Source organism: Planctomicrobium stercoris (assembly GCF_051465655.1).
GTDB lineage: Bacteria > Planctomycetota > Planctomycetia > Planctomycetales > Planctomycetaceae > Planctomicrobium.
Genome location: NZ_CP195791.1, coordinates 1594500 through 1607026, shown reverse-complemented (window position 1 = coordinate 1607026; position 12527 = coordinate 1594500). Strand labels below are relative to the sequence as shown.

Here is a 12527-nt window from a genome sequence, read left to right as displayed (position 1 = left end):
CCCTGTGCGTAAAAAAAATCCAGACCATTTCGCGGGGCATCCGGAAAAATCGTCACCCCTTCACGAATTCGCCGGTCGTAATCACCCGTGGCTCGACGGGCGGTCTGGTGTCGAGCTCGACCATCGTCATGTATGATCGAGTCCTCAGGCATGGGGGGGTGATCCTCGGACCTGGTTCCAGTGAAGCGGGTTTCCAGCGAGCATCCAAAAGTATGGGGACGAAGAATGTCCGGTGGGGAGTCGGAACGGGAGAAGCAAGCGGCGGTCGTCCAGACGCTCGGAACGCTGGAGGTGCAGCATCCTGATCCGCGAAAAGAATTTCCTTTGTTTGCCGCGGGTCTCGACTTTGCACGAGAGACTGCCGGGCCGATCGCAGCTGCGTTCCTGAATGCTCTGCCGAAGGAATGGACCAGCGATCATCTGGTGATTGATTCGACCCTCGTCTGGCTGGGTCCGGGGTTTCGGCAGGGGGAGCTGGTCTGGTGTCACGAGCCGTTTCCCGGACGCACTGACGGCGCAACTGGCCAGTCGAATCGACAACGGCAGGCAGAGCATCTGGCATGCTGCTGGGGTCCGACCGGCATCGACTTTCTCTCCGGCGAGTCACGTGCACTGGAACTCTCGGATGAGCCGCTGTCGATGTCGGGAATCCGCGAACGTCACGAGCGACTTGAGTCAGCCATTCAGAGCGGTCGCCTCAACATTCAACACATCGCTCCATGCACGATTTATCGATACGGCTGGGGAGCGTTTCACCGTCACAGCGCCGCGACCAGTCCCGGATTTCAATTCTGGATTCGCGCGACGCGCGGGGATGATCGTCCGCTTGTGAACGGTATCCGCAACGCGACCAACCTGTGAGCTGCTCATGATCTTTCAGTCGAACTTTGAAACAGTCGCGCTGGCCCCGGACCTTCCTCAGGAAGACGTGGCTCGGGAGCGAAATCTGTTTCGAGCAAATCGGGATGAGGCTCTCACGCTGGGGGGCCTGGCCACCAGAACGTTCGTGGAGCATCTTCCGGCAGACTGGCAGGAAGACCCGCATTTAACGATCCGCTCCAAGCTGGCGTGGCTGCGGAAAGGTTGGTATCCGCTGCATCAACTGATCGGCTGGCACTGCGACATGGTCCCTGCCCGCCCCGATGGAAACGGTCCGGACTATCAACATGCCGATGCTGGCTTTCGTCAGCGAGAGACGATCATCTGCGTTTTTGGTGACGTCTCGTTAACGGAGTATGTCACGGGGGAGATCCAGCTGCCCGACTACCCGCCCGGGCACCCCCAGCAGGTGCTCTACAATCTGGAAATCGAGCGTCGGATCGCTCAAGGGAAGCTGGAGAGACATCAACTGCGGCCGGGTGAACTGATCAAGATGGGGTTCGGTTCATTCCATCGGGATGCGGCTGCCCATGCGGAAGGCTGGCGATTGATGCTGCGGGCGGTTCGCCGCTGGTGGGAGCCGGGTCACCCCGAAGACGGCTCCTGGATGCAGATGAACAATCACTATCGTCCGGAAACAGCCCAGGAAGTTCTCGCATTTCAGCCCTACGCTTCGCCGCGGGCTTACTGATTTTCAGACAGGCATGTGACGGAAGTCGCCTGCTTCGGTTCGAGTCGAATGCACAGGCCCGCCAGCAGCACCACGCTGGCCAGAGCCCAGACGGCGGAGAGCCCGAATTCGTCCACTGCCACCCCGAACAGTGGAAGCAGACAGGCCACGGTGACCGCCCGGCAGACACTCTCAAAGGACAGGACCGATGCCCGCTGACTTTTCTCCATCCGGGAATTCAGAGAACTGACGAAGATCGGACGACGCAGATTCTGAAGCACGGTCAGAAAAGAAAGCAGCACGAGCCCCGGAATGAGTCCCCACTGCAACGAAATCGAACAGGCGGACAGTCCGAGTATGCCGGCAATCCCCAATGCGTAGATCCGGTTCAAAGCTGCAGAGGACGAACGAAATTTCCCTTCGACTTCTGAACTCATACGAGCGCCAACCCCGCCGAGCGAGTCCCTGAGAAACTCGTTGAGTCCGATTCCGAACGCGCCCAGACGTTCGATTCCCGCAGCGCCGGCGGGTGCAATGATTGAAATCCCCAGCAAGGCCAGGCCGCTTTTCAGGAACGGCTGGGTGAAATATTTCAGCACGATTTTCAGCTGGCTTTCAAAGACGACTGACTGCAGGAAGAGTGGCCAGAATTCGGGATGCTGCCACATGAGTCTCAGGGATTGGTATCGAACCGGCGTGGAATTTTCTTCAGGTCGCTGTCTGGCCCGCCAGGCATCTCCCTCAAGTTCTTTTGGATAAGTCAGCAGTAACAGGCAGCCTGCGAACGCAGCAACAGCAGATAACGAAAACAGAAGCGAATATTCACGCGACCAGGAAAGCAGTAAACCGCCGGTGACAGCCGACGTCGCAGATGCATACTTGGAAACAGCCCGTGTCCGCCCGATGAGCCACGTGGCCCGTTCGGACTGCCCGGTGGAATCCAGATAATCGAGCATGATCGCTTTGTGGCTGCCGGTTCGCAGTGCTTCTCCCAGCGCAAACAGAATCAGACAGCCGGGCAGCCAGTATGTGACCGGAATGGAGGGCGAACTTCCTGTCAGGGCGAATCCCGTGAAGGACAGGCAGTAAAACACAAAGCAGAGACTCGTCGCCCGGCAACGCCCCCAGCCGTCCGCAAGAATTCCCGAAGGAAACTCCAGCAGCACCGTTGCCAGATGCTGCAGTCCCAGCATCAGTCCGATGACAGAAAAGGAGAGCCCCAGATCGAGAAAGTAGATCACCAGAAACGGATCGGCGAACCGCAGATTCTTGAAGATCGAGTAGAGATAGAATTTGTAGATCATCGCGAGGCCGGAGAGGGATCGAACGTCGTTTTCAATAGCCTGTGATCAGGATGAGCAGCGTGGGGACCACGGACAACAAGCCTCGAAAGGCCAGCATCATCCCAGCTGACAACCGCATCAACCCCATAAACTTCCGCCATCATGCGGGGAGTGATCATCTGCATCGGCGAGCCTGCTCCATAAACCTCCCCTTCCCGCAATACCACAACGCGATCCCCGTAACGTGCCGCGAGATGAAGATCGTGAATGGAAATGACAGTGATCATATTGCGAGTCCGGGTAATCTCGCGAATTCGCGTGCAGACCTCCAGCTGATGCCGCAGATCCAAATTGCTCGTCGGTTCATCCAGGAGCAAGACGTCCGGTTCGCGAATCATCGCCTGCGCCAGCGCGACCATTTGAGTCTGCCCGCCACTCAGTTCGTACAACATGCGATCGGACAGTGATGACAGAGCCATCTCCTCCAGAAGCCTCTCCACGCGGTCAATGTCGGTTGACGAGACCCGCCAGCTGAGATCGTGCAGGCGGCCGAGCAAGACGGTCTCGAAGACGGTGAATCGACCTCTCTGAAAATCGGTCTGTGGAAGATAACTGATCGATTTCGAAACTTCTCTGCGAGAAAGAGTAGAGAGATCCCTCCCCTTTAGAATCACCTGACCGACAGGCGTGAGGAGCCCGCTCAGGCACTTCAGGAGGGTCGACTTGCCGGCTGCGTTCGGACCGACCAAAGCTGTTACTCCGGGTTCCAGAATCAGGCTCACTCGCGCAAGAGCTTTTCGAGACCCGTAGCTGAAGCTGAGATTTTCTGCCTGCAATGTCATCGACCGGCACTCCGCTTCCAGACCGCTAAGCCCACAAAAAACGGTGCACCAAGAGCAGCTGTCACGATCCCGATTGGGAATATTGTCCCGGGGACAAGTGTCTTACAGACAATCGCCGCCGACGAGACCAGCAGGCCTCCCACCGCAACGGATAGTAGAATCAAAAAACGCTGGTCCTCACCCACGAACATGCGTGCAATGTGCGGCGCGACCAGTCCCACAAAGCCGATCGATCCCGTGAAGCAAACCGCTGTTGCAGTCAGGATCGAGACGAACAGCATGGTTCGCAGCTTCAGTCGGTCGACATCCACCCCCAGGCTCTGAGCGTACTCATCTCCTAACTGCAGCGCAGTTAATTGCCACACTCGAGGCAACACCAGCAAGAGAGTCCCGAACAGAACACCGAAGAGAATTCCCACTTTCGCCCAGGTGGCCCCCTGCAGGCTGCCGAAGGTCCAGAAGACGATCGCATTGAGCGCGTCATTCGTCGCCAGATACTGCAGCAATGCGAGCCCGGAACTGAACAGAAAATGGAGCGCCACCCCGCCCACGAGCAGCGTTTCGACGGAACCTTTCTGCAGACGACAGACCAGAAACAGAAATAGCGAGCAGGCACACGCTGAAAGAAATGCACCGATGGGAATCGCCACAGTAGAACTCAACCCTGTCTTCCCCACCCCGCAGACAAGAACCAGCGCTGCGCCGAAACCGGCAGCCGCCGACACTCCCAGCGTGTACGGACTTGCCAGCGGATTGTTCAGCACCGTCTGCATCTGACTCCCCGCGAGCCCTAACGAAGCACCGACGGCAACGGCCATAAGTGCGGTCGGCAGTCGAAACGACCAGACGATCACCTGCTGTGAATGGCTGACCGCCTGCGGCTGGAGAATCGTTGTCACAACATCGCGTGGAGAAAGTGCTGCGGGACCTGTCATGAGATCCAAGAACATGGAACCGGACATCAGCACGAGAGCTGTCAGAAGGATCAACCTTCGTCGAGACTGACGCTGCCAGTAGTTCATTCCGCTGGAGGAGGTGGAACCTTGTGACATCAGGGCTCCTTCAGTTCCACCATCCATGTTCCGCTCAGTCCAATCGGCATGAATCGGTCGTGAAACTCCTGCATCCGCTGCTGAGGATCGAAGTCTTTGAACTCTTCAGGATACAGCCATTGAGCAAGTTGCTGCAGGGCCACGAAACTCATGAGATGAGCACCCAGCCGGGTGTTCAGCCCGTAGACTTTCTCCGCCTGAACCGCCATCAGCTCCGACCATCCCGGCCGCGTGAGGTACTGACGAAGCGTCTGGCGAGCCGATTCGGGATCGGCTCCATACCCCAGATGCAGACTTTCCGGAAACTCGGTCCAGCACGCTCCCGTGATCACAATCACATCCGGATTCCGCTTCAACAGAGACTCAGGCTGAATCACCCCCATCCCGAACGGACCCGAAATGTTCTCGCCTAAATTCTGACATCGAAGCTGCGAGAGAAGACTTCCCCAATGGACCCGTTGCTTCTGCAGATTGCTTCCGAATGTATTTCCGTACTTTTCTGCTCCATACATCCCGACTTCGACATAGATCGACGGAACTTTCCCCTGCAGCTGCCCCATCCGTACCTGAACCCGGCTCAGTTCGCCGTCCACCCAATCTGTGATCTCCTTTGCCCGCTCATCGAGATCAAAGACTTTTCCCAGCAGCAGAACGTTTCGCTGCGGATCGCGAAGCGGATCATCAGAACTCAGATGGAGGACGGGAATGCCCGCCCGCTCGAGCAGCTCCATGGTCTGCGGCTGTGCGGATTGGCTCGATCCCCCGATGACAACATCGGGTCGCAGTGCAAGAAGAGCTTCAGCACTCACACCTTCGCGAAGCGAATCCCCCAGCATGGGAACCTGCTTCAATCGCGGGAAGCGCTCAATGAACCTGTCGTAAGCATCACGGTCGCTTTTCTGCAGAGAGGAATCCCAGCCGACCAGCTTCTCCTCAATTTCATCTCCCAGCAGCGCGGCGAGATCATAAAGACCCATGCCCCGCATCAGAATGAAACGATTGATCGTCCTCGGAACCTGAACCGTGCGCCCCGAGAGGTCGATCACTTCCCGGGTCGAGGAGCTTGCGCCGGAGACCTCTGAAGCGGGCTGTTGAATGCCGGACCGGCACCCCGGGCACCACAACAGCAACGCGGGAAGACTCCATAGCAAGAAGACGGCGGAACCTCCCCTGCCCGGCATGATGCAATCCTATTTCAGGGAAGACCCGGCGAGGATCTCGACCTTCTCCAGGACGATCGGCTCCAGCTGGTTTTCGCCGCTGGTGATGCTCCTCTTGATCGTTGATTTTTCCGGATTGGAAAAGCGTTTCTTAAGACGGTCGGGCGGATCCTCAGGCATTCCCCCTTTTGCAGAATTCATGTTCGGATCCGGCCATTCCAGTGTGACTTTGTACTCTCCTTCAGGAGCTCCGTCGTCGCTTCTGTAGGTTGTCAGCTGAAATGATCCATCCTCCTGAACAGTTCCAGTGGGAACGATCGGCGAATTCGCATTCGCTTGAGTCGCCACGGGGTAGAGTCGAACAATCGCCCCTTTTGCCGGCTCGCCGTTGACGACCACCCGGCCCGAGGTGGCCTGCGTCGGCAACCAACCTTCCGGATCGTTCTGCCTGGCGCACCCTTGCAGAAGGAGCATCCCCAGACTCACCCCGCAGAACAATACTGATGCTGTCAGCTTCATAAACAGACAAGACTCCGAATTCAGCAAACTGTCTTTTTGATGACTGGAACACTGCATGATGTAAGAGTGTCAGAAATCGCTCAGCACCGTTCCTTCGTCCTTGCCGATGAGACCGCGGAAGATGCCCTTGTCCAGACTTTCCCCGAGGAAGCGCACGGAACCGTCGGCCAGCAGCGTCTGCATTCCGCCTGTATGGAAAGAATAGGCTCCGCCCCAGTCATTCGAGCAGTTGATCACGCAAGGTCCTGCCCCATAGGCAGTCCCCTCAGCATTCCACGCGCGGATCCGGTCGTTCTGGGTCGACGCCCACCAGCCCTGGTAATGCTTCGTAACGACGGCTCCACCCGCGTAGGAAGAATCTGCAGCTGCTTTGGGCAGTCCTCCTTTTTTCCGCAGGTCCGGAAACCCGGCGCGCTCGATCAGCAGGAGTGTGTTGGAGAGTCCATCCGTGACATCTTTCAGACGTCCACCGCAACGATTTCCATCGAGGGTTCCAGACGAAGTTGCATAGCAGAACGCGCCGAACACCTCAGTCGGTGTAAATCCGGAATCCGAAAAGCTGCGCGGGATCCAGTAGTCTCCAACGCCCGCACTCAGATTCGGATTCACCAACGCGCTGGCGATCGGGTTCTGAACTTCGATAATGCCCTGAATCGGGCCTCCTCGTGGTGTGGTTGGACAGGTGTAAACCGGGAGACTGGCTGAAATCACCGGCTGATTGATGACGTCTGAAACCCCGTTGGGAGCAGTCGAATCGAACCTGTTGTACATCGGGGCCTGATCCAGTTGAGGCAACAGCGCGATCCCCCAGCTCATGACCCAATGAACCGGATTGGGCACCGGATTGGGCTTCCCGAACGTAATCCCGATGTCCGGAATGGGAAACATCCCGTAGGTGTCAGCATAGTTGTGCATCGCCAGCCCGATCTGCTTGAGGTTGTTCTTGCACTGGCTGCGGCGGGCGGCTTCCCGTGCCTGCTGAACAGCGGGGAGCAGCAGCGCGATCAGGACCGCGATGATGGCAATCACCACCAGCAGTTCGATCAGGGTGAAGCCGCGGGAGATTCGCGAGGGCCGGGGATTTCCGGGCAACGTTGCGTGCACCCCGGACTGATTGAACGGACGCGAATCAATACTTCTCATGGGAACAGTTCCTCTCACAAACAGGCGAGCGAGTCAGGCCGGCGGGGGCCGGAATCTCGTGAGTGATACAGGGGAAAGTGGGCGGGTCAGGCTGAGATCAAACTAAACTTTTACCACAGACTGAGACTCAGTATCAACAAGGACAGGGTAATTGTATGATCAGCTCGCTTCAACCCCGCAGCTGTTTCTCCCGGAAGATTGTCCATTTTATCACAGAACTTCCGCCCCAATGAACTCCTGCGACCACCACATCCTTGATGTAATCCAATGAAATCATTCCATTTGCGCACAATCTGGATCACATCTCATCGGTGGCTGGGGCTCACCGTCGGACTGATGATGGTCCTCTCGGGCCTGACCGGCAGCCTGCTCGTCTTCCGCTCCAACATCGACGAAAGCATCCACCCGGAGATCTTTTCGGTCGCAGGCGAAGCGTCGCATCGCAACGTGAGCGACATTCTCGCAGCAGCCAGAACTTCGCCTGTTGCATCGCGCGGGAGCATCAGTTTTGTCGACTTCCCCCGCTCGGAAAACGGCGTCTGGACCGTCTGGTATCAGACGGGAACCAAGGCTTCCCCCGAACTCACCAAAGTCTATTTTAACCCGTTCAATGCACACATCACCGGCACCCGGGTGCATGGTGAAGACCTGATGACATGGCTCTACAAGCTGCATGTCGAACTGTTGTCGGGACCGACCGGTGAGACAATCGTCGGAATCATCGGCATCCTCCTGATGATCTCTGTGGTGAGCGGGATTCTCCTCTGGTGGCCCCTGTGGAGGCACAGCTGGCGAGCCGCATTCTCCATTCGCAGTGGCCGGCGACTCAACTACGACCTGCACAAGACCAGTGGAATCCTCAGCAGCGTACTGTTACTGATCGTGGCTGCGAGCGGGGTCTACCTGACGTTTCCTCACTGGATCGGCCCTGCTGTGAAGTTCGTGATGGCGGAGGCTCACCGCCCTGCCCCCAAACGACCGCCATCAAAAGGTCAACCTGAACCGAAAGAAGCCCGCATCAGTGCCGATCAGGCGGTGGATGTCGTGCGGAACCGCTACCCCGACTCCCTGATCAGGAGGCTTCATCCGCCCTCGGAGTCTCAGTCGAGCTACATTGTTCGTTTCTGCCAGCCCGGTGATGTGCATCGCAGTCTGGGGAGCAGCCGTGCGTGGGTCGATCCGCAGACCGGAGAGATCACACGGACGAGGGACCACCGACAGCAATCGGCAGCTGAAACTCTGCTTAGCTGGCAGCTCCCCCTGCACAACGGGGAAGCATTCGGGATCACAGGCCGCTGGGTGGTTCTGGTGACCGGACTGGTCCCGCTGCTCCTGTACGTCACCGGATTTCTGATCTGGTGGAAGAGACGAGTTGCTTCCGCCCGGCAGCGTCCGAGACAAGCCCCTGACGTCAGCGGGCCCAGTGAACTGGCTGCAACGTCTCCTACCCGATGATGACCCGTGGCCGCTTGGCCTCGTTCGGCTCAGCGTGACGAAGCAGGTCATGCACCAGCCAGGGAACGTTCCCTTCCCCGAACAGCAGGAAGTCGAGGTTGGTCCGCATGGGACTTTCGTTCGACCATCCGAAGTGGAGTTCGATCGGCCGGGAGGGATGTGAAAGTGCCAAAGCGATGGCCGCGAGCGCAGGAGCGGTCGCTGTACATCGGCTGACCTGAATCACGAATCGTCCCTCTTCGGAATAAATATTGAGCCGGGGTGACTGATAGAAGTCGCTGGTATCTCCCAGACGGACTTCGACGAATACGACAGGCATATCTTCAGGGATGTGATGCCATGTCCTGAGCTCTCGTTCCTTCTCTTCCAGAGATCTGGCCCCGGGTCGGTGAGGAGCAAGCACAGGGACATCCAGGTGCTGCAGCGTTTCCCACATGAATTTGGACTCGTTACTGACGAAGTCGAAACGCACCACCCGCAGTTCCGTGCTGCGAGCGACGCGTGAGGCGATCGAAACCAGGATGATCCCCCCCACAAATGCCGAAGCAATCATCAGTCCATCGGGCTTTTCCAGAATGATGTCGATCGTCGCGTATGTGAAGACGATACTGATGATCACCGTCCCCCATGGGAAGGTTCGCCAGGTTTTCTTGGGCGTTTCACGATACCGTTCAATGGCGACCGCAATGCATCCGCTGAGGATCAGCACCATCACGCCGGTGGCATACGCAGCCCCTTGATCGCTCACATCGGCCCGGAACAGAATCGTGACGAGAATACAGATGCTTACGATCACCAGGACCAGCGGACGAATGGCCGAGGCCCATGACGGCGCCATCCCGTAACGAGGCAGAAAGCGGGGAATCAGGTTCAGCAATCCGGACAGCGCACTCGCCCCGGCAAACCACAGAATGGCCACGGTACTCAAGTCATACAGCGTGCCGAAATTCTCGCCGCACCACCAGGCAATGGGATGCGGGTTTTCTCCGTGCGCCAGATACGCCAATGCCCGATTAGAGGCTGCGCCGCCGTCCCGAAGTGCCTCTTCGGGGATCAGCAGCGTCACCACAATCGACGAACCCAGCAGGAGGATACACATGATGAGAGCAGAGGTCAGCAGCAGGCGTCTGGCGCTGCGAATGCGTCCCATGGGAATCCAGGGGTCGTCATCCTGTTCTCCTTTGATCAGCGGCATGACCGCCACGCCGGTCTCGAACCCGCTCAGCCCCAGGATCAGCTTGGGGAAATAGATCAGGCTCAGCAGGACCATTCCCCACACGCTGAGTTTCCCGGGATGAACCTCCTGCATGGCGATCTCACCCGCCTGCACATGCTGCCACCAGTCCGCGATCAGCGTCGGGTGTGTGACGACCTGCCACATCGCGGTGCCGACCAGAAGAATATTCAGCCCGAGGAAAATCGCGACGAGCGTGACCGCCACCCATATCACTTCACGGAATCCTCGCAGGAACAGTGCTCCCAGCGCCACCAGCATCCCCAGCGTCAACCAGACCTGATTCTGAAAGATTCGAGGAGCATTGTCCCAGATCGGATTGTGAATCAGATGCTCCGCTGCATCTGCCGATGAGAGTGTGATCGTGATGACAAAATCGGTCGCGGCGAAACCCAGTAACACCAGCACCAGCAGCTTCTCCAGCCAGCCATTGAGGAGACGCTGGAGCATGGCAATTGAGCCCTGCCCATGCGGCGACTTACGGGCAATGTGGTAATACACCGGGAGTGCGCCGAAAAGCGTGAGGAGCACCAGAAAGATGGTCGCCAGCGGGGCGAGTCGACCGGCTGCGTTGAAGGCGATCGACGGCTGATACGCCAGCGTGCTGAAATAGTCGACCCCTGTCAGGCACAGCACCCACAGCCAGAACGACTGATGATGTTCAGGCTGCGCGGGCGTGAGGTTCTGTGCGGGCTTTCCCGGAACGAGGTGACCGGCTGGCGGTTGGGGCGGCACAACTTCTGACATGAACGGGATTCTAGTCTGACGGACTGGAAATCAATCGAAATCTGGGCGCCTGTCGGCCGCCGCAGCGTACCTGACCACTGTGAAATTCAGCCCGCCAGAGCGGTTTTGCCAATTATCTATTACGTTCCGCAGGCGATCATATGGACTTTCATGCGGTGAAAATCCTGAATCGCCTGCACATGATAGACCAAACTGGTCTAGCTTCGAAGCTGACCGTCTCCCCAGGCGACGTACTTGTAGCTGGTCAGTTCCTTCAAACCGCAAGGCCCGCGGGCATGAAACTTGTCCGTGCTGATTCCAATTTCCGCTCCGAGTCCGAATTCTCCGCCGTCGTTGAAGCGGGTGCTCGCGTTCACGATGACCGCTGCCGAATCCACTTCCGCAACAAAGCGTCGAGCAGCAAGGAGATCCTTCGTAACAATCACGTCGGTGTGATGGGAACCGTATTCGGTGACGTGATCGATTGCCTGATCGAGGCTATCGACAACGCGGGCGGAGATCTTCAGATCCAGATATTCGGTGCGGTAGTCTTCGTCAGTGGCTGCAATTGCTTCGGGAATCGCTTTGCGAATTCGTTCATCACCGCGAATCTCGACACCCTGCTCCTTCAGCGCCTGACCAGCGATCGGCAGGAAGGCATCCGCAATCTCCGCATGGACCAGAAACGATTCGGCGGCATTGCACACTCCCAGCCGCTGGCATTTGCTGTTGATTAGGATGCGTTTAGCCATCTCCAGATCCGCGGACTGATCGATATAGACATGGCAGACACCGTCGAAGTGTTTGATCACCGGCATGCGAGCCTCTTTCGAGACTCGTTCAATCAGCGATTTCCCGCCGCGCGGGATTGTGACGTCAATGAACTCCGGCATCCGCAGGAAATGCCCGACTGCTTCGCGGTCAGTCGTTTCGACCATCTGCACAGCATGCTCGGGCAGGCCATTTGCAATCAGTGTTTTTCGCAGAAGGGCATGAAAGGCCAGGTTGCTGTGCAGCGCCTCTTTGCCTCCCCGGAGAATCACGGCGTTACCGCTTTTCACACACAATGCCGCAGCGTCCGCTGTCACATTCGGGCGGGATTCATAGATGAAGAAGACAACCCCCAGCGGCACGCGAACCTGCGTCACCATCAGCCCGTTCGGACGGGAGTTGCTGCCGATCACTTCTCCCACCGGATCAGGCAGCAATGCGACCTCTTCCAGTGCAGCAGCAATCTTTTCGAGGCGTGACTCATCAAGCTTGAGTCGGTCTGTTTCGGCTGCGGTGAGGCCGTACCCCGGAGCTTGCTCGAGGTCTTTGGCGTTGGCTGCGATCAGTTCCGCCGATTGCTGACGGATGGCAGCTGCGGAATCACGTAACCATTGATTTTTCTGTTCACCCCGTGCCACCGAGAGTGCTCGGGAGGCCTGTTTCGCCTGCCGGGCGACTCGCTGGGTGTAATTGATGAGATCGGACATAGCACTGTGAGAGTTGATGGACAATGATGAATGACAGTACTTCCAAATTCTCCGAGCAATCATCGTGAGAGGTCAGACTTGGAACT

Annotated in this window: 11 protein-coding genes; 3 read left to right on the top strand and 8 right to left on the bottom strand. The window is 57.7% G+C overall.

Annotated features, from left to right (window positions below):
- The first annotated feature begins 225 nt into the window (after positions 1–225).
- Both SH661x_RS06645 and SH661x_RS06640 read left to right on the top strand, forming a co-directional pair.
- A complete protein-coding gene (locus SH661x_RS06645; protein WP_437229241.1) occupies positions 226–861 on the top strand; it encodes a hypothetical protein in 636 nt (211 codons plus the stop codon).
- Positions 862–868: 7 nt separating this feature from the next.
- Positions 869–1570 carry a hypothetical protein gene (locus tag SH661x_RS06640; RefSeq protein WP_437229239.1) on the top strand — a complete coding sequence of 234 codons (702 nt, stop codon included), beginning with the start codon at positions 869–871 and terminating at the stop codon, positions 1568–1570.
- Here the strand turns inward: SH661x_RS06640 and SH661x_RS06635 are convergent.
- The 6 genes from SH661x_RS06635 to SH661x_RS06610 form a co-directional block, all read right to left on the bottom strand.
- Entirely contained in the window at positions 1564–2853 is a 1290-nt protein-coding gene (locus SH661x_RS06635) for an MFS transporter (RefSeq protein ID WP_437229237.1), read from the bottom strand. The genes SH661x_RS06640 and SH661x_RS06635 overlap by 7 nt on opposite strands.
- Entirely contained in the window at positions 2850–3674 is an 825-nt protein-coding gene (locus SH661x_RS06630; RefSeq protein WP_437229236.1) for an ABC transporter ATP-binding protein, read from the bottom strand. Before SH661x_RS06630 ends, SH661x_RS06635 begins: the two co-directional genes overlap by 4 nt.
- Entirely contained in the window at positions 3671–4726 is a 1056-nt protein-coding gene (locus SH661x_RS06625) for a FecCD family ABC transporter permease (RefSeq protein ID WP_437229234.1), read from the bottom strand. Before SH661x_RS06625 ends, SH661x_RS06630 begins: the two co-directional genes overlap by 4 nt.
- Positions 4726–5907, bottom strand: coding sequence for an ABC transporter substrate-binding protein (locus SH661x_RS06620; RefSeq protein WP_437229232.1), 1182 nt, complete (start codon positions 5905–5907; stop codon positions 4726–4728). Before SH661x_RS06620 ends, SH661x_RS06625 begins: the two co-directional genes overlap by 1 nt.
- Positions 5908–5916: 9 nt before the next feature.
- Complete coding sequence (locus SH661x_RS06615) at positions 5917–6405, bottom strand: carboxypeptidase regulatory-like domain-containing protein (RefSeq protein WP_437229230.1); 489 nt, start codon at positions 6403–6405, stop codon at positions 5917–5919.
- A 69-nt stretch (positions 6406–6474) separates the two neighbouring features.
- The gene (locus tag SH661x_RS06610) at positions 6475–7548 is read right to left on the bottom strand and encodes a DUF1559 family PulG-like putative transporter (protein WP_437229228.1); all 1074 of its coding nucleotides are present in this window, start codon (positions 7546–7548) and stop codon (positions 6475–6477) included.
- Between the two features lie 267 nt (positions 7549–7815).
- Here SH661x_RS06610 and SH661x_RS06605 point away from each other — a divergent pair, with 267 nt between their 5' ends.
- A complete protein-coding gene (locus tag SH661x_RS06605) occupies positions 7816–9003 on the top strand; it encodes a PepSY-associated TM helix domain-containing protein (RefSeq protein WP_437229226.1) in 1188 nt (395 codons plus the stop codon).
- Here SH661x_RS06605 and SH661x_RS06600 read toward each other — a convergent pair.
- Entirely contained in the window at positions 8993–10984 is a 1992-nt protein-coding gene (locus SH661x_RS06600; protein WP_437229224.1) for an amino acid transporter, read from the bottom strand. The genes SH661x_RS06605 and SH661x_RS06600 overlap by 11 nt on opposite strands.
- Before the next feature lie 197 nt (positions 10985–11181).
- Positions 11182–12441 (bottom strand): glutamate-5-semialdehyde dehydrogenase, encoded by a 1260-nt coding sequence (locus SH661x_RS06595; RefSeq protein ID WP_437229222.1) that lies wholly within the window; start codon positions 12439–12441, stop codon positions 11182–11184.
- Between the last annotated feature and the right edge of the window lie 86 nt (positions 12442–12527).

Excerpts from the sequence above, each read along its gene's own strand:
- SH661x_RS06600 (WP_437229224.1), bottom strand. The coding sequence starts at position 10,984 with ATGTCAGAAGTTGTGCCGCCCCAACCGCCAGCCGGTCACCTCGTTCCG.
- SH661x_RS06635 (WP_437229237.1), bottom strand. The coding sequence starts at position 2,853 with ATGATCTACAAATTCTATCTCTACTCGATCTTCAAGAATCTGCGGTTC.
- SH661x_RS06630 (WP_437229236.1), bottom strand. The coding sequence starts at position 3,674 with ATGACATTGCAGGCAGAAAATCTCAGCTTCAGCTACGGGTCTCGAAAA.
- SH661x_RS06605 (WP_437229226.1), top strand. The coding sequence starts at position 7,816 with ATGAAATCATTCCATTTGCGCACAATCTGGATCACATCTCATCGGTGG.
- SH661x_RS06610 (WP_437229228.1), bottom strand. The coding sequence starts at position 7,548 with ATGAGAAGTATTGATTCGCGTCCGTTCAATCAGTCCGGGGTGCACGCA.
- SH661x_RS06640 (WP_437229239.1), top strand. The coding sequence starts at position 869 with ATGATCTTTCAGTCGAACTTTGAAACAGTCGCGCTGGCCCCGGACCTT.
- SH661x_RS06595 (WP_437229222.1), bottom strand. The coding sequence starts at position 12,441 with ATGTCCGATCTCATCAATTACACCCAGCGAGTCGCCCGGCAGGCGAAA.
- SH661x_RS06615 (WP_437229230.1), bottom strand. The coding sequence starts at position 6,405 with ATGAAGCTGACAGCATCAGTATTGTTCTGCGGGGTGAGTCTGGGGATG.
- SH661x_RS06645 (WP_437229241.1), top strand. The coding sequence starts at position 226 with ATGTCCGGTGGGGAGTCGGAACGGGAGAAGCAAGCGGCGGTCGTCCAG.
- SH661x_RS06625 (WP_437229234.1), bottom strand. The coding sequence starts at position 4,726 with ATGTCACAAGGTTCCACCTCCTCCAGCGGAATGAACTACTGGCAGCGT.
- SH661x_RS06620 (WP_437229232.1), bottom strand. The coding sequence starts at position 5,907 with ATGCCGGGCAGGGGAGGTTCCGCCGTCTTCTTGCTATGGAGTCTTCCC.